The sequence below is a fragment of the Pseudomonas sp. HP_14 genome (assembly GCF_055283875.1).
This window is the reverse complement of sequence record NZ_JBTOQI010000011.1, coordinates 122,337-143,057: the sequence shown is the minus strand read 5'-3', so window position 1 is coordinate 143,057 and position 20,721 is coordinate 122,337. Positions and strand designations below refer to the sequence as shown.

The window sequence follows — 20,721 nt, the reverse complement described above, 5'->3', positions numbered from 1 at the left end:
GCGCTGAAACTGTAAACAGGGATGTACGGTTGTTTGGCTGGGACGAGTGCCCGGCTGACATTCAAATGACAATTTCCAGGGAGGGAAATGCATGAAACAAGCGGGTTTTACGATAATCGAGCTGGCAGTGACGATGGTAATCATCGGACTGATCGTCACCCTTGCCGTTCCGGCATTCAGTGAGCTCGTCATGAGCCAGCGGCGGCTTGATGTGGCTCAGCAACTGGCTAGCGGCATACGCACAGCGCGAACGGAGGCGATTCTTAGAAGCCGACCAGTGACGATCCGGGCGATCGATGAGAATTGGAGCAAAGGCTGGCAGATCGTGGTTGACCCGAAAAACAGTGAGGACGATCTGGTGCTGACCGAGCGGACTCGAAGCGGGAAAGTGCCAGTCTTCGGCAACCAACATGTCACGCGACAGATTCGCTTCAACGCTTTGGGTTCGCCATCAGATAGCGGGTTTGTGTCCGGGAGTCTCTTCATCTGCGCCGTGAATGACACGCTGAGCCATCACACAGTGGTGATGGCCAATACCGGCAGGGTCAGAATTGAAAGCGTGCCAAAGCCGGAAAAGCTTTGCGGGTAGCGCGGGAGTTCCTGCAGACCTGTGCTTGCAAACGCATTCCCTGTAGGAGCTGCCGAAGGCTGCGAGACATGTGTCCTGACACAACGCAGCCTTCGGCGCCCTGATCGAACAAACAGCAATCTTCCAGATTGGACCCTGTTCTGTAGGAGCTCACCGAGGTTACGAGGCCAGCGATGGCGTCCTGTCTGACACACCGTTATCGCTGGCCTCGTAACCTCGGTGAGCTCCTACAGGGCCACTTTTTGCTTCATTACAACAGCGACTTGACCCGCAGTTCCTTGGGCATCGAGAAGGTTACATTCTCTTCGCGGCCAGCCAGTTCGTCGGCACCGGTTGCGCCCCACTCGTGCAATTGCTGGATCACACCGCGCACCAGTACTTCCGGCGCCGAAGCACCTGCGGTAATGCCGATACGTTCAACGCCATCGAACCAGCCGCGCTGCATGTCTTCAGCGCCATCAATCAGATAGGCCGGAGTCGCCATACGCTCGGCCAGCTCACGCAAGCGATTGGAGTTGGAGCTGTTAGGGCTGCCGACAACCAATACAACGTCGCATTCGTTGGCCAGTTGCTTGACCGCATCCTGGCGGTTTTGCGTGGCGTAGCAGATGTCATCCTTGCGTGGCCCGCCAATCGCCGGAAAGCGCGTGCGCAAGGCATCGATAACGCGACTGGTATCGTCCATGGACAAAGTGGTCTGGGTGACGAAGGCCAGCGCTTCAGGGTTGCGCACCTGCAGCTCGGCAACGTCATTCTCATCCTCAACCAGGTAGATCGCGCCGCCATTGCTCGCGTCGTACTGGCCCATGGTGCCTTCAACTTCCGGGTGACCATGGTGGCCGATCAGGATGCACTCACGACCGTCGCGGCTGTAGCGCGCGACTTCGATATGCACCTTGGTCACCAGCGGGCAAGTGGCGTCGAAGACTTTCAGGCCTCGACCCGATGCCTCAGTGCGCACGGCTTGGGAAACGCCGTGGGCGCTGAAGATCACAATGACGTCGTCCGGCACCTGATCCAGCTCTTCGACGAAGATCGCACCGCGAGCGCGCAGGTCTTCGACGACAAATTTGTTGTGAACCACTTCATGGCGCACATAGATCGGCGGGCCAAACACTTCCAAGGCGCGATTGACGATTTCGATCGCGCGATCCACTCCAGCGCAGAAGCCGCGAGGGTTGGCGAGTTTGATTTGCATGGGGTGCCTCATGTCTACGTGCGAAACAGCCCGAACAAGTTCGGGCTCAGGTTCAAGCTTGTTCAGAGCGCCTTGACCTCGAAGATTTCCACTTCGAAGCTCAGGGTCTTGCCCGCCAGCGGGTGATTGAAGTCGATGGTCACTTGCGCGTCATCGAAAGCTTTCACCACACCCGGCAGCTCAGTATTGGCCGCATCATTGAAGATCACCAGCAAACCTTCCGACAGCTCCATGTCCTGGAACTGCGAACGCGGGATGATCTGTACGTTTTGCGGGTTCGGCTGGCCGAAGGCGTTCTCCGGCAAGACTTGCACAGTGCGTTTGTCACCCGCCTTGAAGCCGAACAATGCAGCTTCAAAGCCAGGCAACAGGTTGCCGTCACCCACCTTGAAGGTGGCCGGAGCCTTTTCAAAGGTGCTGTCGACTGTTTCGCCGTTCTCCAGGCGCAAAGCAAAATGCAGAGTGACTTCCGTGTTCTGACCGATGCGCTGCTCGGTCAATACCTGTTCAGTCATTAACGGTCTCTCCGGTTTTCTTGCTCTTGAACATGTCCAGCGCCAGCATGATTGCACCGACAGTAATCGCACTGTCAGCGACGTTGAATGCCGGGAAGCCGTGCTCTTTCCAGTGTACGAAAATGAAATCGATCACATGCCCGATGACGATACGGTCGTACAGGTTACCCAGCGCGCCGCCCAGCACCAGCGCAAGCGCGATGGCGAGCCATGTCTCGTCTCGCCCCAAACGCTTGAGCCAGACCACCAGCACCACACTGACCACAATCGCGATCAGTGCGAACAGCCAGCGCTGCCAGCCCGAACTGTCGGCCAGGAAGCTGAACGCTGCGCCAGTGTTGTAAGCCAGCATCCAGCTGAAGTAGTCCGGAATGATCACGATCTGCTCGTACAATTCCAGACGGTGCTCGAAGTAATACTTGCTGGCCTGGTCAATGACCAGAACCAGCAGGCTCAACCAGAGCCAGGCCAAGCGGCCAAAACCAGCCTTAGGCATAGTGACGAACCTCGCCAGCACCGCTGATGTTGTCTACGCAACGGCCGCAGATCTCCGGATGCTCCGGGTTCACGCCAACGTCAGCACGGTGATGCCAGCAACGGGCGCACTTGGCGTGGCCGGACTTGACGACTTTGAGCTTCAGACCCGCAACCTCGGTCACCACCGCATCGGCGGGAGCATCTAGCAATGGCGCGACACTGGCCGTCGAGGTGATCAGCACAAAGCGCAGTTCGTTGCTCAGTTTCGACAGGTCGGCGACCAGCGCGTCTTCAGCATACAGAGTCACTTCAGCTTGCAGGTTGCCGCCAATCGCCTTGGCTGCGCGCAGGTTTTCCATTTCCTTGTTGACCGCCACCTTCACCGCCATGATCCGCTCCCAGTAGGCGCGGTCCAGCTCGAAGTCAGCAGGCATTTCGCTCAGGCCTGCGTACCAGGTGTTGAGCATGACCGACTCGTTACGCTCGCCCGGCAGGTACTGCCACAGCTCATCGGCGGTGAACGCCAGGATCGGCGCAATCCAGCGCACCAGCGCTTCGGAGATGTGGAACAGCGCGGTCTGGCAGGAGCGCCGTGCGGTGCTGTCCGCCGCCGTGGTGTATTGACGGTCCTTGATGATGTCCAGATAGAATCCACCCAACTCCTGCACGCAGAAGTTGTGGATCTTGGAGTACACGTTCCAGAAGCGGTATTCGCCGTAATGCTCTTCCAGCTCACGCTGCAGCAGCAAGGTACGGTCGACAGCCCAACGGTCCAGCGCAAGCATTTCTTCCGGCGGCAGGATATCGGTAGCCGGATTGAAACCGCTCAGGTTCGAGAGCAAGAAGCGCGCAGTGTTGCGAATCCGCCGGTAGGCATCAGCGCTGCGCTGCAGGATCTGATCGGAAACCGCCATTTCACCGGAATAGTCAGTCGCCGAGACCCACAGACGCATGATGTCGGCGCCCAGCGAATCGTTGACCTTCTGCGGCGCCACGACGTTGTTCAACGACTTGGACATCTTGCGACCGTTTTCATCTACGACGAAACCGTGGGTCAGCAATTCGCGGTAAGGCGCGTGGTTATCGATTGCACACCCCGTCAGCAGCGACGAGTGGAACCAGCCACGGTGCTGGTCGGAACCTTCAAGGTACAAGTCGGCGCGTGGACCGGTCTCGTGACCCATCGGGTGCGAACCGCGCAGCACGTGCCAATGCGTAGTACCCGAGTCGAACCAGACGTCCAGAGTGTCGGAAATCTTGTCGTACTTGGGCGCTTCGTCACCCAGCAATTCGGCCGCGTCCAGCTTGAACCAGGCTTCGATGCCTTCTTTCTCGACGCGTTTGGCGACTTCTTCCATCAGCTCAACAGTACGCGGGTGCAACTCGCCGCTTTCCTTGTGCAGGAAGAACGGGATCGGCACGCCCCAGTTGCGCTGACGTGAAATGCACCAGTCAGGACGGTTGGCAATCATCGAGTGCAGGCGCGCCTGACCCCATGCCGGAACGAATTTGGTGTCTTCGATGGCTTTGACGGCACGCTCACGCAGGGTGTCGCCAGCTTGAGGCTGTTTGTCCATACCCACGAACCACTGCGCAGTGGCGCGGTAGATCAGTGGCGACTTGTGGCGCCAGCAGTGCATATAGCTGTGAGTGATGGTTTCGGTGTCCATCAGGCTGCCAACTTCGGCCAGCTTGTCGATGATCGCCTGGTTAGCCTTGAAGATGAACTGGCCACCGAAGAACTCCAGCGAATCGACATACACACCGTTGCTCTGCACAGGGCTAAGGATGTCGTCGTTGGTCATGCCGTATTTTTTGCAACTGACAAAGTCGTCCACGCCATAGGCCGGGGCGCTGTGAACAACGCCAGTGCCAGCGCCCAGCTCGACGTAGTCGGCCAGATACAGCGGCGACAGACGGTCATAGAACGGATGACGGAAATTGATCAGCTCCAGCGCAGCACCGGTAGCGGTGGCGATGACAGTGCCTTCCAGCTTGTAACGGGTCAGGCAGCTTTCAACCAACTCGGCAGCCAGCACCAGTAATCTGTCGCCAACATCAACCAGGGCGTACTCGAACTCTGGATGCACGTTCAACGCCTGGTTGGCCGGGATGGTCCACGGGGTGGTGGTCCAGATCACGATGGCCGCAGGCTTGCTCAGCGAATCAAGGCCGAATGCCTTGGCCAGCCTGGCCTCATCGGCAACCGGGAACGCCACATCGATAGTCGAAGACTTCTTGTCCTGATATTCGACTTCTGCTTCAGCCAATGCCGAGCCGCAGTCGAAACACCAGTTCACGGGTTTGAGGCCCTTGAACACGAAGCCGCCTTTGACCATTTCCGCCAGCGCACGGATTTCCCCGGCTTCGTTGGTGAAATTCATGGTCAGGTAAGGCTTGTCCCAATCGCCCAGCACACCCAGACGGATGAACTCGGCCTTTTGACCTTCAACCTGCTGCGCCGCATAGGCGCGGCATAGCTCGCGGGTCTTGTCGGCGGAAAGGTTCTTGCCGTGGGTCACTTCGACCTTGTGCTCGATCGGCAGACCATGACAGTCCCAGCCCGGAACATACGGCGCGTCAAAACCCGACAGGGTCTTGGAGCGCACGATCATGTCCTTGAGGATCTTGTTAACGGCGTGACCGATGTGAATATTGCCGTTGGCGTAAGGAGGACCGTCGTGCAGAACGAACTTGGGACGATCCTTGCCAATTTCGCGCAGCTTCTGGTACAGGCCAATGCTGTCCCAGCGCTGCAGAGTTTGCGGCTCGCGCTGGGGCAGGCCGGCCTTCATTGGGAAGGCGGTGTCCGGAAGATTAAGCGTGGCTTTGTAGTCGGTCATTTCAGGCTCTTGATTAGCGATTGACCATGCCAATGGGCACGGGCGGCGGCGACATCCGCATTGATTGCCGTCTTGAGCGCCTCCAGGGAGGCGAAACGCTGCTCATCACGCAGCTTATGGTGGAAAGCCACCGTCAAACGCCGGTCGTAAAGATCACCGGCAAAATCCAGAAGATGCACTTCAAGGTGGGCACTGCCATCACCTGCCACGGTCGGACGCACGCCAATATTGGCAACGCCCGGCCAGGTCTTGCCATCGATGCTCGCACTGACCAGATAAACACCGGTCAGCGGTACTCGACGACGCTTGAGTTGCACATTCGCAGTGGGCGTACCCAACTGCCGCGCCAGCTTCTGGCCATGCAGAATCCGCCCGGTAATCCGGAACGGACGACCCAGCATGCGCTCGGCAAGGGCGAAATCCGCCACGGCCAGAGCATTGCGCACCTTGGTACTGCTGACGCGAACGCCATCGATTTCAACGGTCTGCGCCGCCTCAACCGTAAAGCCGCGGTCGTTCCCCGCTTGTTGCAGGAAGTCGAAATCGCCAATCCGGTCGCAACCGAAGCGGAAATCATCGCCGACCTCTAGATGTTGTATGCCAAGGCCCTCGATCAGAACCGTGTCGACGAACTCCGCAGCGCTGAGCTTGCGCAGCCGCTGGTTGAACGCCAGACACAACACTCGATCAACGCCTTCAGCGGCCAGCAGCTCCAGCTTGTCACGCAAGCGCGCCACACGGGCCGGAGCGGTAGCCGGGGCGAAAAACTCACGCGGCTGCGGCTCGAAAATGACCACGCAACTGGGCACGCCCAACTCGACCGCACGATCACGCAAGCGTGCCAGGATAGCCTGATGGCCCCGGTGAACACCGTCAAAGTTGCCAATGGTGGCGACGCAGCCCCGATGCTGGGGGCGCAGATTGTGGAGGCCTCGAACCAGCTGCATAACGCACTTCTTGCTCATAAAGTGGCCGATTATAACCACACACAGCCCCGGACGACAGGCAACACGCCGAGGCAAAACAACAGTCATCGTTCCATAACGGAAAAAACCGACGACTACCCGTTACAACTCTTGCCTACAGGACCGCGCTACGGGCGAAATCCTTCAGACGAAAACCCAGCACCAGCAACGTCGCGAAATACGCCACTACCCCTGCCGCCACCAACGCGCCCAAACGAATAAAGCGCTCCAGCATTTGTCCATCGCTCCAGGCAGGCATCAAATGCATCAGCCCAAGCAACACAGCAGACATCACGGCGACCGCCAGACACAGCTTCAACAGAAACTTCGTCCATCCCGGCTGCGGCTGAAACAGGTCCTGCTTGCGCAACTGCCAGAACAACAGCAGTGCATTGATGCAGGCGCCGACGCTGATCGCCAAGGCCAGCCCGGCATGTTGCAGCGGGATGATGAAGGCCAGGTTAAGCAGTTGAGTAACAATAAGGGTGAAGATCGCGATTTTCACCGGGGTGCGAATATTTTGTTGCGCATAAAAACCCGGCGCGAGCACCTTGATCAGAATGATGCCCAGCAAACCGACGGAATAGGCAATCAGAGCGCGCTGGGTCATGGCGGCGTCCACGGCGTCGAATTTGCCGTACTGGAACAATGAAACGGTTAACGGCTCGGCAAGAATTCCCAGCGCCAGCGTGCATGGCAAAACCAGCACAAAACACAGGCGCAGCCCCCAGTCGAGAATTCGCGAATATTCCTGACGATCCTTGCTGGCATAGGTCTTCGACAGAATCGGCAGCAGGATCGTACCCAGCGCCACACCCAGCACCCCGGACGGCAGCTCCATCAGGCGGTCGGCGTAGTACATCCATGACACCGATCCTGCCACGAGAAACGAAGCAAAAATCGTATTGATGATCAGAGAAATCTGACTGACCGACACGCCAAGGATGGCAGGCAGCATCTGCTTCATCACCCGCCACACGCCCGTGTCACGCAGATTCAGACGCGGCAGCACCAACATGCCGATTTTCTTCAGATGCGGCAATTGATAGAGCAATTGCAACAGCCCGCCGACCAATACCGCCCAGCCCAGCGCCATGACCGGCGGATCAAAATAAGGCGTGAGAAACAAGGCAAAGAAAATCATGCTGACATTGAGCAGCGTCGGCACAAATGCCGGAACCGAAAAGCGGTTCCAGGTGTTGAGAATCGCGCCCGCCAGGGAGGACAGGGAAATCAGCAATATATAAGGAAAGGTCACTCGCAACAGATCAGAGGTCAGCGCGAATTTTTCCGGTGTATCAGCAAAGCCCGGCGCAGTGGCCCAGATTACCCAGGGAGCAGCGATAATCCCCAGCAGCGTAACCAGCGCCAGAACCAGCGTGAGCAAACCCGTGACGTAAGCCACGAACGTGCGGGTCGCCTCCTCTCCCTGCTGGCTTTTGTATTCGGCGAGGATAGGTACGAACGCCTGAGAAAAAGCACCTTCAGCAAAAATCCGGCGCAGCAAATTGGGCAGTTTAAAAGCGATAAAGAAAGCATCGGTCGCCATTCCAGCGCCAAATGTGCGCGCAATGATGGTGTCCCGAACAAAGCCCAACACCCGCGAAAGCATGGTGATAGAGCTGACGGCAGCCAATGATTTGAGTAGGTTCATTAAAGAATTTCGCGCCTAGGCTAAAGGACCGGGCGATTAACCTGTCCATTTATGCAATACTCCGCGCCGCAAAAGCACAGAGGCAAAGTCGGCGAGTTTACAGGTCGCGCACCGGAAATAAATATCCCGGACAAACATAGCGACCACTCAGCGGATCCGATCACCACCCCTTGACAATCAATTCAGTCATCGGCATGATTCGCGGCCTATTTTGTAAGCTATTCCCTAAAAAGTCTTTCGAGGAGCTCGACGGTGGCCAACACACCTTCCGCCAAAAAACGTGCAAAACAGGCTGAGAAGCGTCGCAGCCACAACGCCAGCCTGCGTTCCATGGTTCGTACCTACATCAAGAATGTAGTTAAAGCCATCGACGCAAAAGACGCTGAAAAAGCGCAAGCTGCTTATGTTCTGGCCGTGCCAGTTATCGACCGTATGGCCGATAAAGGCATCATCCACAAGAACAAAGCTGCTCGCCATAAGAGCCGCCTGAACGGTCACATCAAAGATCTGACCGTGGCAGCTGCAGCCTAAGCGATAAGCTTAAGCCGTAAAAAAACCGACCCAAGGGTCGGTTTTTTGTTGCCTGCGATTTGATGGATCACAACAACCCACCACCCAGACGCCGCACTGTCGCGCAGCAAACATAACCCTGTAGGAGTGAGCTTGCTCGCGATAGCAGTAGAACTGTTAAGAAGATATCGCCTGAGCTGACGCTATCGCGAGCAAGCTCACTCCTACAGAAATAGCATTTAAACCCAGATAGCTATTTATATTCGCAACACCAAACCTCGCGAACAAGCTCGCTCCTACCGGAAATCTTACGGCGCGGGTGCTGGCGACCACGGCAGGATCGGAATAGCAGTCACCGCATTCTGCGGACTGCCCTCGATAATCCGGTCGCTGTAAACCAGATACACCAGCGCGTTACGCTTTTTATCGAAGAAGCGCACGACCTGCATAGTCTTGAAAACCAGAGAAGTGCGCTCCTTGAAGACCTCGTCGCCATCCTTCAGCTCACCCTTGAAATGGATGGGCCCCACCTGACGACAGGCAATGGACGCTTCAGCGCGATCCTCTGCCAGACCAAGACCACCCTTCACTCCACCCGTTTTGGCACGAGACAGATAGCACGTCACGCCATCGACCTTGGGATCATCAAAAGCCTCGACGACAATTCGATCGTTCGGGCCGACGAGCTTGAACACCGTCGACACCTGGCCAATTTCCTCAGCGGAAGCCAGCATCGGCAGCACCAGCAAAGCCCCGAGCAATCCTTTCATTAGGCGCATTACGTGTTCCTTATCTTGAGATACCCGGCCAATTCACACCCAATAAACGGTGCCGCCTTTGAAATACGATACCCGGTAGGAGCGAACTTGTTCGCGAGACGGGTTTCGTCACAACGCATACAACTGCTCGCGAACAAGTTCGCTCCTACCGGGATCCCGCTTCGCCAGAGCAACGATGGGATTCAAACCAGAATCAGATTATCCCGATGCACCAGCTCAGGCTCAGCCATGTAACCGAGCACACGCACGATTGCATCGGACGACTGACCAATAATCTTCTGCGCCTCAAGCGCACTGTAATTACTCAAACCACGCGCGACTTCGCGACCATCAGGCGCTACGCACACGACCATCTCGCCACGGCGGAAGCTGCCCTGAACCAGCTTGACCCCAACCGGCAGCAGGCTTTTGTGATCCTTGCTCAGCGCGGCCACAGCCCCCTCGTCCAGCACAAGCGTGCCGCGAGTCTGCAAGTGCCCCGCCAGCCACTGCTTGCGCGCTGCAAGCATTTCACGCTCAGGCGACAGCAGCGTACCCAGCCGCTCACCACCCTTGAGGCGGGCAAGCACGCGCTCAATGCGCCCACCGACAATCACTGTGTGAGCACCCGAGCGGGCCGCCAATCGCGCAGCACGCAATTTAGTCTGCATACCGCCACGACCCAGAGCACCACCCGTACCACCCGCAACAGCGTCGAGCGCCGGATCATCAGCGCGAGCTTCGTAAATCAATTGAGCTTCAGGATTGTTGCGCGGATCAGCATCGAACATGCCGTCGCGATCCGTCAGGATCACCAGCAAGTCGGCCTCGACCAGGTTGGCCACCAGCGCCGCCAGGGTATCGTTGTCGCCGAAGCGAATCTCATCAGTGACGACCGTGTCATTTTCGTTGATGACCGGCACCACGCCCAAATCGACCAGAGTTCGCAGCGTGCTGCGCGCATTCAGGTAGCGCTTGCGGTCGGAAAGGTCGTCATGAGTCAGAAGAATCTGCGCAGTGTGGCGACCATGCTCGGCAAAGCTGGACTCCCACGCCTGCACCAGCCCCATCTGACCGATCGCAGCAGCAGCTTGCAGCTCATGCATGGCACTGGGTCGCGATGTCCAGCCCAAACGGCTCATACCGGCCGCCACAGCACCGGAAGATACCAAGACCAATTCGACGCCCGCCTCATGCAGCGCCACCATCTGCTCAACCCAAACGCCCATCGCCGAACGATCCAGCCCCTTGCCATCCGCGGTCAGCAAGGCACTGCCAATCTTAACGACCCAGCGTTGGGCACCCGTCACTTTGCTGCGCATCATCTTCCAACCTTAGCCAGAGAATTTTGGTAGATACAAATTCAAGATATCAGATACAAAAACGCCGCTTACAAGTAAGCGGCGTCTAGTTTACTGCAGAGAATCAGTCACGGACGTAAATGATTTCCGGACCGTCTTCATCGTCCTCATCATCTTCATCCCAATCATCTTCACCGATGTCATGCACGCTCTTCACACCGCTACGGCGCAATGCACGCTTGTCATCCAGCGCCTGCAGTTGAGCACGCGCTTCGTCTTCAATGCGCTGATCCAGCTCAGCCAGCTCTTCAGCATAGCCAGGCTCTTCGGCGATGCGCAGGCTGCGCTCTTCGAGATAACGCATGATATCGCGGCTAAGCTGCTCGGTGCCTTCCTTGGAGATGGCCGAGATCACGTAGACAGGGCCAGTCCACTCAAGACGATCAACGATTTCCTTGACGCGAGCCTCGTGCTCTTCCTCAAGGATCTGGTCGCACTTGTTCAGCACCAACCAACGATCACGCTCTGCCAGGGACGGGCTGAATTTGACCAGCTCATTGACGATGATTTCAGCTGCATCTGGAGCACTGCTTTCATCCAGAGGAGCCATATCAACGAGGTGCAGCAGCAAGCGGGTACGCGCAAGGTGCTTGAGGAAGCGAATCCCAAGGCCCGCACCATCGGAAGCACCCTCGATCAAGCCAGGGATGTCCGCGACAACAAAGCTTTTCCAGCGATCAACGCTGACCACACCCAGGTTTGGCACCAGAGTCGTGAACGGATAATCAGCCACTTTCGGCTTGGCGGCAGACACGGAACGAATAAAGGTACTTTTGCCGGCGTTTGGCAAACCCAGCAGACCGACGTCAGCCAGCACTTTCAATTCCAGCTTGAGATCACGCTGATCACCCGGCTTACCTGGCGTGGTCTGGCGCGGCGCACGATTGGTACTGGATTTGAAACGGGTATTACCCAGACCGTGCCAGCCGCCCATTGCAACCAGCAGACGCTGACCTGCCTTGGTCAGGTCGCCGATGATTTCCTGAGTACTTGCGTCAATAACCGTAGTGCCCACCGGCACACGCAATACCAGCTCTTCACCCTTCTTGCCGGTGCAGTCGGCGCTGCCACCATTGGAACCGCGCTCAGCATCGAAGTGACGGGTGTAACGGTAATCCACCAGCGTATTGAGGTTTTCGTCGGCGACCATGAAGATCGAGCCGCCGTCACCACCATCACCACCGTTCGGACCACCGTTTTCGATGAACTTCTCGCGACGGAAGCTCATGCAACCGTTGCCGCCGTCACCGGCTTTTACTCGAATCGATACTTCATCTACAAATTTCATAACGCACGCCTCCCGCCACAGGGACGAGCAGAACAACATAAATACATAAGACTCTTGCAAAAATGAGCGTTGCGATACCGATCAAAAACCAGTGACCTTCAAAGGTCAACATCACAACAGCCCGCACAAACAGCTTTGCAAGAGACTCACCAAAACACTTACAACCTGAAGCCAGCAGCCTTCATAAACGAAAAAGCCCCGTCGCGAGACAGGGCTTTTCCAGCTGCTGCATGATTACGCTGCGGAGACTTCAGTCTTCGGAACGATGCTCACGTAGCGACGACCGAAGGCGCCTTTAACCTGGAACTTGATCACGCCTTCCACTTTCGCGAACAGGGTGTGATCTTTGCCCATACCAACGCCGTAGCCAGCGTGGAATTGGGTGCCGCGCTGACGCACGATGATGTTGCCCGGAATGATAGCCTGGCCGCCATACATCTTCACGCCAAGGCGTTTGGCTTCTGAGTCGCGACCGTTACGGGTACTACCACCAGCTTTTTTGTGTGCCATGAGTCAATTCTCCTAGTGAGGGATTAGGCTGAAATTAAGCCTGAATACCGGTGATTTTGATCTCGGTGTACCACTGGCGGTGGCCCATACGCTTCATGTGGTGCTTACGACGACGGAACTTGATGATGCGAACTTTGTCGTGGCGACCCTGAGAGATCACTTCAGCTACAACGGTAGCGCCGGCAACAACAGGTGCGCCGATGTTAACGTCGTCACCGTTGGCAACCAACAGAACGCGATCAAAAGTAACGGATTCGCCGGTAGCGATTTCCAGTTTTTCGATCTTCAGGTATTCACCTGGGGCAACTTTGTACTGCTTGCCACCGGTAACGATTACTGCATAAGACATGGTATTTCTCCGTAAATCCTGCTCACCCAGCTCTTTATAAGTAGAGTATCGGCTGGCATGGCTGCTCGGGGCTGGAAAGGCCCGGTCGCAATTGCGTAAGGCAGGTGCTGCCCAGGAAAGTTAGGGTGCGCGATTGTACGCAAGGCATCAAACGGTTGCAAGAGGCGGGATGTCATACCTTGACACGCTCTAACCCGCAACCTAGCATGCGGCGCAACCCTTCTGGAGCACCTTTCGCTGATGCAACCTCAAGCCTTCTACCGCGCTGTGGCGGACGATTTTAGTGCCGTCGACGTCATTATCAAGCAGCAGCTGACGTCGCGGGTACCGTTGGTCTCGAAAATCGGCGACTACATTACCTCGGCCGGCGGCAAACGCCTGCGCCCGCTGCTGGTCCTCCTGTGTGGCAAGGCACTCGGTCGTGAAGGCGATGACGTGCGCCTGCTGGCTGCAACCATCGAATTCCTGCACACCGCGACCCTGCTTCACGATGATGTTGTCGACATGTCCGGCATGCGCCGTGGCCGTTCCACCGCCAACGCCCTTTGGGGTAACGCGCCCAGCGTTCTGGTCGGCGACTTCCTTTATTCCCGCTCTTTCGAAATGATGGTCGAGCTGGGCTCTATGCCCGTCATGAAGATCCTTTCGAAAGCGACCCGGGTCATTGCCGAAGGCGAAGTGCTGCAACTGTCGAAAGTTCGCGACGCCAGCACCACCGAAGAAATCTACATGGAAGTGATTCGCGGCAAGACAGCCATGCTCTTCGAAGCCTCGACGCATAGCGCCGCCGCACTGTGCAACGCCACCGAAGAGCAAAGTGAAGCACTGCGCACGTTCGGCGATCATCTGGGCGTGGCTTTCCAACTGGTAGACGATTTGCTCGACTACCGTGGCGACGCCGAAACCCTGGGCAAGAACGTCGGTGACGATCTGGCCGAAGGCAAGCCGACCCTGCCGCTGATCTACACCATGCGCGAAGGCACCGCCGAACAGGCTGCGCTGGTGCGTCAGGCTATTCAGAAAGGCGGCCTGGAAGATCTGGAAAGCATCCGCAACGCAGTCGAGACCTCTGGCGCTCTGGATTACACGGCGCAGTTGGCCCGCGATTACGTTGCACGCGCCATCAAATGCCTGGACGCCCTGCCGCCAAGCGAATACCGCGACGCGTTGGTCGAGTTGAGCGAGTTTGCGGTGGCCCGTACCCACTGATCGCCCGCTGCAGCCAAAGAGCCCGTCCAATGTGACGGGCTTTTTATTGGTAAACGAAAACGTGCTGAATATCGCGATCCTGTGGGAGCTGGGCTTGCCCGCGATAAGGCTGCACGCGATCTAAGGGTGAACCGTATTCAGCCTTATCGCGGGCAAGCCCAGCTCCCACATAATAAAAATTTTCAATGTCGCAACCTGACCCAAATCAACCACCCAGCGTAAAATGCGAACAATTCTCAATAGAGACTTGCTATTCCGCCAATAAGAATTATTCTCATTGCATTGCTCAAGGAGAATCAACATGACTTATTTGATCGACGCATGGCTGGACCGTCCTCACCCCTACCTGCGAATCCTGCATCGCGAAACCGGGGAAGTGTGTGCCGTGCTGGAGGAGGAAGCGCTGGATGAACTGCGAGATCAGGGCGATCTGGACGTCAACGAACTGAGTTCGAGCGAGCCTATCGTGCTCAAAGAGCTGGTGCGTAACCTGTTTCTGTTCTGCTATGCCCGAGCGTTGCGCCCGATTGCGGAATTGCACTGACCATGAAGCCAGCTTTTGCGACGGGAGCAGACCGAGCCCGAAGACTCGCCCTGCTCCTCACTGACGGACTTGAAGTCGATCAGAGAACGTCGAGCAGCTCAACGTCGAATACCAGCACGCTGTGCGGCGGGATGCTGCCAACGCCCTGAGCGCCGTAAGCCAGCTCGCTCGGTACGTGCAGACGCCATTTGCTGCCAGCGTTCATCAGTTGCAGCGCCTCGGTCCAGCCAGCGATAACGCCACCGACCGGGAATTCAGCTGGCTCGCCACGCTCGTAGGAGCTGTCGAACACGGTGCCGTCAGTCAGCATGCCGTGATAGTGAGTACGAACCTGATCTTCACGGGTCGGCCTGGCGCCAGTACCAGTGGTCAACACTTCAAATTGCAGGCCGGACGGCAGAGTGGTAACGCCTTCGCGCTTGCCATTCTCAGCCAGGTAAGCCAGACCGGCACCAGCAGCCTCTTCAGCTTTGGCAGCGGCTTCGGCTTGCATGATTTCGCGGATAACCTTGAAGCTGGCGGACATTTCTTCTTCGCCAACACGGCTTGGTTTGCCACCGAAAGCATCGGTCAGGCCAGCCAGGATCGCGTCCAGGTTAACGCCCGGCGGAGGGTTGTCGCGCAGTTGGCCGCCCAACTGACGGCCAATGCCGTAGCTGACGCGAGTTTCGTCGGTGGACAAGTTGACTTCGGACATATCACTGCTCCGCTAAAGGAACGCCTGAACCAGACGCTCCGAATCAAAAGGGCGAGCAGCCTAGCACATGAAGTACCGGCATACGCCACTGTAGGAGCTGCCGAAGGCTGCGAAAGCGATATTCCTGCCACACTGCTGTTCGCAGCCTGCGGCAGCTCCTACAAAAATCAAAAACTACCACTTCGAATGAAAACTGATCGGCACTCGCAGCGCCTCGCGCTTATCTACCGGCATGCCGCACATTTCGTCATGCACCACAGCGTGCACCAGGTGAAAGGGCACAGGCTCGAAGTCTCTCAGCAGTTCACGGGCGTGCTCGACCGAGCGCAGTTTCACAGTCTCGCCCTGCTCGCCCTTGAGCAGTTGCACCACGCCTTGCGAACGGGTTTCGAGCAGGTAGATTCCCCCCTCAATGGAGATCAGGTTCAACTCGTCGATACGGCCTGCAGTCATATGCGCTGCCAATTCGTCTTCGGTCATCTGCAAATCCCTCGTTGGACACTGCTCACATGAAAAGACTCTCGTTGTGAAAGGTAACGGATTTCAGCCACCTGAAACGACGCCGCCCGTCCATCTTTCAATGGCCGGGCGGCGGGTAGAAGCGCTACAGACGGCGACAATCAGTGCTTGGTGACCTTGTCCAGGTACCCCATGGCAAATGCCGAAACAACAAAAGTCATGTGAATGATCACGTACCACATCAGGTATTGCGGCTCGATGTTCTTGGCGTCCATGAACACCCGCAACAAGTGAATCGAGGAGATCGCCACAATGGAGGCAGCAACCTTCATCTTCAGCGATGAAGAGTCCATGGTGCCGAGCCAGTTGAGCTTTTCTTTGCCTTCATCGATATCCAGCTGCGAAACGAAGTTTTCATAGCCGGAGATCATCACCATCACCAACAGGCCACCTACCAGCGCCATGTCGATCAGGGACAGCAGAACCAGAATCAGGTCAGCCTCGGCCAACGCGAAAACGTTGGGCAGGACGTGAAAGATCTCCTGGAAGAACTTCAGTACCAGTGCCAGCAACCCCAGGGACAGACCGAAATACAGAGGGGCCAGCAGCCAGCGCGAGGCGTACATGGCATTTTCGACAAAACGTTCCATTTGAACTCACAGATGCTTGGAGATGGCGGCGAGTATACCAGCCACCCGACGATTCGCAGAATGTGACCTAAAGCCACGGAGGGCGGAGTTTAAAGTTGAAATCGACGTAACCACCGCTGCCTTTCACGTCCATCATGTGAATCGCAAGGTAACGTCGTCATACGGGGATGAGCGGGCCAACTAGAAAGGCGAAGAACGTTGGAGCCTGGAGGCATCGCCGTTGATTCGGCGTAATTCGCTCTGCAGGTGCAGACTCCAGATCGGGATATCGTCCGTCTCTTCGTAACCGCTCGAAGTCAGGGTTTCGGCAATCGCCAACATGACGGACTCAGCAGCCGGAGCACCTGGAAACGGCCCCTGCGTCTTGATTGCAGACGGTTGCTCCCCGGTCATTCCGGCGGCAAACAGCAACGTCCACATGCCATTGTCACCAGAAAGGGGGCGTATCACACACTCTATTCGGGTCATGAGACCCAGGCATTGGCGGGTAAGGCAGAGGCTACGCGACATGGCGAGCTCCTCGTTGGCTACGGTATTCGCCGCACTAGGAAGTGCTGTAAGGCGTGTCAGTCCCTTTGACAACCGTGGTACCGAAACAGAATAGAAGAAAAGCCGGATTGGGAAAGCCGGGAGGATGAACGGCGTATAGACCAGAGCCGCAGGACCGGCTTTAGCCGGGAGGGCTGCGTTTCTAACGACACAAATACCCCGATATTCACCTGATCTGTGGGAGCGGATTTATCCGCGAAGGGGCCGGCACGGTCAACATCATTGTCGGCTGACATACCGTATTCGCGAATGAATTCGCTCCCACAGAAGGCGTCGCCACTTCCGTGGTTAAGCCTAAGCCTTCAGTTCTGGTGCCAGTTGCGCAGGCTCCTTCTCCAGTTCTTCCTTGAGGTCTTCATCGCTAAGCATCTCGGCGATGTCGCGCAGACGTTCGACGACTCGTGCATTGACGCTGCCTTCCGGGAATTCGCCATTCTCGTCCGGCTCACCGGCAGGCTCGCCCACCAGCAAACTCAAGGCTTCGTCAGCCTGACGTACCGCATAAACGTGGAACTGCCCCGCGCGTACGGCCTGAAGAACCCGCTCATCAAGCATCAGTGTCGCGACGTTGGCTTGCGGAATGATTGCACCCTGCTCCCCCGTCAGCCCGCGCGCCTCACAGAGACGGAAGAAACCTTCGATCTTCTCGTTGACCCCGCCCACAGCCTGCACTTCACCGAACTGGTTGATCGAACCGGTGATCGCAAAACATTGCTTGAGCGGCGTTTTCGACAACGCCGATATCAGCGTGCAGGCCTCGCCCAGCGACGCGCTGTCGCCATCCACATAGCCATAGGATTGCTCCAGGGCGATGCTCGCGGAAATCGCCAACGGGAATTCCTGCGCATACCGGCTACCCAGATACCCCGTCAGGATCATTACGCCCTTGGAGTGAATCGGCTGACCGAGATTCACCTCGCGCTCGATATCGACGATGCCACTGCCGCCCGGATACACCGTGGCGGAAATGCGTGCAGGCACACCAAACGCCGAATCTCCGACCTCCAGCACCGTCAGCCCGTTGCATTTGCCAACTGCCGCCCCATCAGTGTCGATCAGGATGACGCCCGCCATCATGTCGTCGAGGATTCGCGCAGACACACGCCCCGTGCGTGCAGCCTTGGCCTTGAGCGCCCGTTCGATGTGGCCAGCGTCGGTCTGCTCTTCATTGGCCAGTTGGCGAATGAAATCCGCTTCACTGACCAACTGGAATAAATCACCGATGCGTGCCGAAAGGCGTCCCTGATGCTCAGCCAATCGTGCGCTGTAGGTCGCAAGCCGCGCAACTGCATCGGCTGTCAGCGGGGCCATGCCCTCTTCCGAAGTGCGGGTTTTCAATAACTGGGCGAACTGCTCCAGCGTTTCATCGTACATCGGGATGTCTTCGTCGAAATCCACCAGCACCCGAAACATCTCCTGGAAGTCCGGATCCAGATCTTGCAGGGTGTAATACAGCGAACGCGCACCGATGATGATCACTTTGACCTGCAATGGAATGACCTGCGGCGTCAGGCTAACCGTCGCCAACCGCCCCATCTCACCCAGCGGCGATTCCATTTTCAGCTTGCGCGACTGCAGGGCGCGCTTGAGGGCGTCCCAGACAAACGGCTCGCTGAGCATTTTTTCTGCTTCGAGAATCAGGAAACCGCCATTGGCGCGATGCAACGCACCCGGCCGCAACTGTCGATAAGTGGTGTACAGCGCGCCCTGATCAGTGCTGTATTCGATACGGCCAAACAGATTGTCGTAGGTCGGATGCGGCTCAAACACCACCGGCGCACCGCCGCTGGCCGAGTGACCTACCACAAGGCTAGGGCTGTATTGCTCTTCAAGCAGCTTGCGCGCCTGCGCATCGGTTTTACTGTCATCGACCAGTTGCTCGACCACGGTTTTGAGCAGGTAAACCTGCATCGCCTGCAAATAAGCGCAGACAGCCGCATTTTCTGCGTACTGTTCAGACAACGGCGCCAACAGTGGCTGCAATGCCAGAGTGATGGTTTCTTCGTTCAACTGGCGCAGTTGATTACTGGACTCACGCTTCCACTGCGGCAGGCTGGCAAGTTCTTCGTTCAGCCGCTCTTCAAGCCCCGAGATATCCTCATGGAAGCGCTCGCGATCAGTCTCGGGCAGTTGCGAGAACTCTGCTTCGTCCAGCGCCTTGCCATCGAGCATTGGGGTGAACGCAATATTGGTGCTGTCGCGGTAAAGAGCGATGTCTTTTTCCAGCGCCAGACGCTCGATAACATCCAGAGCCTTGTCATAGCGCTGATTGAAAGCGCGGTCGATGGCGCTTTTCTTCTGCTGGTAGGACGGATGCTCGAAAACCGCCGGGAATGTGGCCAGCAAGTTATCGATCAACCCACCGATGTCGGTGATGAACTGATGAGCACTGCCTGGTGGCAACTCAAGCGCACGAGGCTCGCGAGGTTCGTCGAAATGATTGACATAGACCCAGTCGCACGGGGTCTGCATGCGTTTACCTTCGGCTTTCAGGTAACGCTTCACGAACGAGAAACGGCCGGTGCCGGGCTCACCCATGACAAATACGTTGTAGCCAGGGCGAGGCATCGCCACACCAAACTGCAGGGCTTCTACTGCTCGTTCCTGGCCGAGCACACCGCGAAAGGGCTCCAGATCATTGGTCGTCGAAAAGCTGAACTGTTCAGCAGAAAAAGGACGCGTCAGCGCTTCAGGCGCAAGACGCAGGCTGGCAGCAACAGTATCGGGCATCGGGCATCCTTACATCAGGCGGGGCAGATGGCGGCATTCTGGCGCTCGCCGGACGTGACTTGCAAGACAGGAAAAAACTCAAGTCGTCACAACCCGCGCGGTACGCTGGCCAGAGCGTTATATCAGGCGCTATTTTTGATGAACATTTTGTAATAAAGGGCGGAACCCTTGGATAGCGCCTAAGCTCCAAGCTTGGCGTACCAGAAATTAAACACTGGCCGCCTTGGCGTAACTGAAGCCATGAACCCTGACCCTTGGTTGAATATAAAGAGAATAAAGCTATGAAACGGATTCTTCTTGGTAGTCTCTTCGCAGCTGTTTCCATCAACGCTATGGCCCAGGCTCCAGGCGGCCCGGATTGCGGTTGGGGCAACATGTTGTTTGAAGGTCAGCGCGGTACTCCCGCTCATTTCCTCGCATCGACCACTAACGGCACCTCGGGTAACGCCACTTTCGGCATGACCTCGGGCACCAACGGCTGCTCCACTAACAGCGCACTGACGTACGGTGGTAAATCCTGGATTGCCATGAACGGCATGATGGATGAGCTTTCCAAGGACATGGCCATGGGTCAGGGTGAAGCACTGACCACTTACGCGGTTGTGCTGGGCGTTGCACCGGAAGACCGTGCGCATTTCGCCGCTGTCACCCACGAGCACTTCAATCAGATTTTCAGCAAGGCAGACGCCACCGCTGAAGACGTTCACACCAACACCCTCGACGTACTGAAAAACGATCCGACCCTGGCCAAGTACGCTACCCAGGCATAAGCTCGTTGCGCCCGCCCCTCCATTCGGAGGGCGGGCTTTTTGTTGCGTTCACGCGCTAGACTGCCTGACTGCCCGATCCCCTGAAATAGTTGCTTT

The 20,721-nt window shown here is 57.0% G+C and carries 21 protein-coding genes; 5 read left to right on the top strand and 16 right to left on the bottom strand.

From position 1 onward, the window contains the following. The first annotated feature begins 91 nt into the window (after positions 1-91). The gene (locus ACYASS_RS10165; protein ID WP_463586033.1) at positions 92-589 is read left to right on the top strand and encodes a GspH/FimT family pseudopilin; all 498 of its coding nucleotides are present in this window, start codon (positions 92-94) and stop codon (positions 587-589) included. A 250-nt stretch (positions 590-839) separates the two neighbouring features. Here the strand turns inward: ACYASS_RS10165 and ispH are convergent, their stop codons facing one another. From ispH to murJ, 6 genes are all read right to left on the bottom strand, one after another. Next, positions 840-1,787, bottom strand: a complete 948-nt coding sequence (gene ispH, locus ACYASS_RS10160; protein WP_243245033.1) for a 4-hydroxy-3-methylbut-2-enyl diphosphate reductase — start codon at positions 1,785-1,787, stop codon at positions 840-842. A gap of 62 nt (positions 1,788-1,849) precedes the next feature. After that, positions 1,850-2,302, bottom strand: a complete 453-nt coding sequence (gene fkpB / locus ACYASS_RS10155) for an FKBP-type peptidyl-prolyl cis-trans isomerase (RefSeq protein ID WP_122662933.1) — start codon at positions 2,300-2,302, stop codon at positions 1,850-1,852. After that, entirely contained in the window at positions 2,295-2,798 is a 504-nt protein-coding gene (gene lspA / locus ACYASS_RS10150) for a signal peptidase II (RefSeq protein ID WP_122662935.1), read from the bottom strand. The genes fkpB and lspA overlap by 8 nt, the downstream gene beginning before the upstream one ends. Then, a complete protein-coding gene (ileS, locus tag ACYASS_RS10145; protein ID WP_463586032.1) occupies positions 2,791-5,622 on the bottom strand; it encodes an isoleucine--tRNA ligase in 2,832 nt (943 codons plus the stop codon). Before ileS ends, lspA begins: the two co-directional genes overlap by 8 nt. After that, positions 5,619-6,569 carry a bifunctional riboflavin kinase/FAD synthetase gene (ribF, locus tag ACYASS_RS10140; RefSeq protein WP_463586031.1) on the bottom strand — a complete coding sequence of 317 codons (951 nt, stop codon included), beginning with the start codon at positions 6,567-6,569 and terminating at the stop codon, positions 5,619-5,621. Before ribF ends, ileS begins: the two co-directional genes overlap by 4 nt. Before the next feature lie 133 nt (positions 6,570-6,702). Continuing rightward, on the bottom strand, positions 6,703-8,241 hold the full coding sequence (murJ, locus tag ACYASS_RS10135; protein WP_463586030.1) for a murein biosynthesis integral membrane protein MurJ: 1,539 nt from the start codon (positions 8,239-8,241) through the stop codon (positions 6,703-6,705). Positions 8,242-8,493: 252 nt separating this feature from the next. Between murJ and rpsT the strand changes: the two genes are divergently transcribed. Further along, positions 8,494-8,772 (top strand): 30S ribosomal protein S20, encoded by a 279-nt coding sequence (rpsT, locus tag ACYASS_RS10130; protein ID WP_122662945.1) that lies wholly within the window; start codon positions 8,494-8,496, stop codon positions 8,770-8,772. Positions 8,773-9,059: 287 nt separating this feature from the next. On the opposite strand, the gene ACYASS_RS10125 is transcribed toward rpsT, so the two are convergent. The 5 genes from ACYASS_RS10125 to rplU all read right to left on the bottom strand — a co-directional run bounded on the left by ACYASS_RS10125 (position 9,060) and on the right by rplU (position 13,017). Continuing rightward, a complete protein-coding gene (locus ACYASS_RS10125; protein WP_463586029.1) occupies positions 9,060-9,530 on the bottom strand; it encodes a CreA family protein in 471 nt (156 codons plus the stop codon). Positions 9,531-9,712: 182 nt separating this feature from the next. Then, positions 9,713-10,831, bottom strand: a complete 1,119-nt coding sequence (gene proB / locus ACYASS_RS10120) for a glutamate 5-kinase (RefSeq protein WP_087272787.1) — start codon at positions 10,829-10,831, stop codon at positions 9,713-9,715. A gap of 103 nt (positions 10,832-10,934) precedes the next feature. Then, the gene (gene cgtA / locus ACYASS_RS10115; RefSeq protein ID WP_122662948.1) at positions 10,935-12,158 is read right to left on the bottom strand and encodes an Obg family GTPase CgtA; all 1,224 of its coding nucleotides are present in this window, start codon (positions 12,156-12,158) and stop codon (positions 10,935-10,937) included. 234 nt (positions 12,159-12,392) lie between these two features. Then, positions 12,393-12,668, bottom strand: coding sequence for a 50S ribosomal protein L27 (rpmA, locus tag ACYASS_RS10110; protein WP_002551972.1), 276 nt, complete (start codon positions 12,666-12,668; stop codon positions 12,393-12,395). Positions 12,669-12,702: 34 nt separating this feature from the next. Then, positions 12,703-13,017, bottom strand: a complete 315-nt coding sequence (gene rplU / locus ACYASS_RS10105; protein ID WP_003176051.1) for a 50S ribosomal protein L21 — start codon at positions 13,015-13,017, stop codon at positions 12,703-12,705. Positions 13,018-13,257: 240 nt separating this feature from the next. Between rplU and ACYASS_RS10100 the strand changes: the two genes are divergently transcribed. Together ACYASS_RS10100 and ACYASS_RS10095 are read left to right on the top strand one after the other, a co-directional pair. Continuing rightward, positions 13,258-14,226, top strand: a complete 969-nt coding sequence (locus ACYASS_RS10100; protein WP_243245041.1) for a polyprenyl synthetase family protein — start codon at positions 13,258-13,260, stop codon at positions 14,224-14,226. Between the two features lie 301 nt (positions 14,227-14,527). Continuing rightward, on the top strand, positions 14,528-14,770 hold the full coding sequence (locus ACYASS_RS10095; RefSeq protein WP_027901849.1) for a PA4570 family protein: 243 nt from the start codon (positions 14,528-14,530) through the stop codon (positions 14,768-14,770). A 79-nt stretch (positions 14,771-14,849) separates the two neighbouring features. Here the strand turns inward: ACYASS_RS10095 and ACYASS_RS10090 are convergent, their stop codons facing one another. The 5 genes from ACYASS_RS10090 to ACYASS_RS10070 form a co-directional block, all read right to left on the bottom strand. Next, entirely contained in the window at positions 14,850-15,467 is a 618-nt protein-coding gene (locus ACYASS_RS10090; RefSeq protein WP_463586028.1) for an FKBP-type peptidyl-prolyl cis-trans isomerase, read from the bottom strand. A 174-nt stretch (positions 15,468-15,641) separates the two neighbouring features. Continuing rightward, positions 15,642-15,947, bottom strand: a complete 306-nt coding sequence (locus ACYASS_RS10085) for a DUF6482 family protein (protein WP_463586027.1) — start codon at positions 15,945-15,947, stop codon at positions 15,642-15,644. A gap of 140 nt (positions 15,948-16,087) precedes the next feature. Continuing rightward, the gene (locus ACYASS_RS10080; RefSeq protein WP_027901846.1) at positions 16,088-16,576 is read right to left on the bottom strand and encodes a TIGR00645 family protein; all 489 of its coding nucleotides are present in this window, start codon (positions 16,574-16,576) and stop codon (positions 16,088-16,090) included. Positions 16,577-16,756: 180 nt separating this feature from the next. After that, positions 16,757-17,086, bottom strand: a complete 330-nt coding sequence (locus tag ACYASS_RS10075) for a PA4575 family protein (RefSeq protein ID WP_463586026.1) — start codon at positions 17,084-17,086, stop codon at positions 16,757-16,759. A 333-nt stretch (positions 17,087-17,419) separates the two neighbouring features. Beyond that, a complete protein-coding gene (locus ACYASS_RS10070; RefSeq protein WP_243245046.1) occupies positions 17,420-19,855 on the bottom strand; it encodes a Lon protease family protein in 2,436 nt (811 codons plus the stop codon). Between the two features lie 281 nt (positions 19,856-20,136). Between ACYASS_RS10070 and ACYASS_RS10065 the strand changes: the two genes are divergently transcribed. After that, on the top strand, positions 20,137-20,625 hold the full coding sequence (locus ACYASS_RS10065; protein WP_027901843.1) for a DUF3015 domain-containing protein: 489 nt from the start codon (positions 20,137-20,139) through the stop codon (positions 20,623-20,625). The last annotated feature ends 96 nt before the right edge of the window (positions 20,626-20,721 follow it).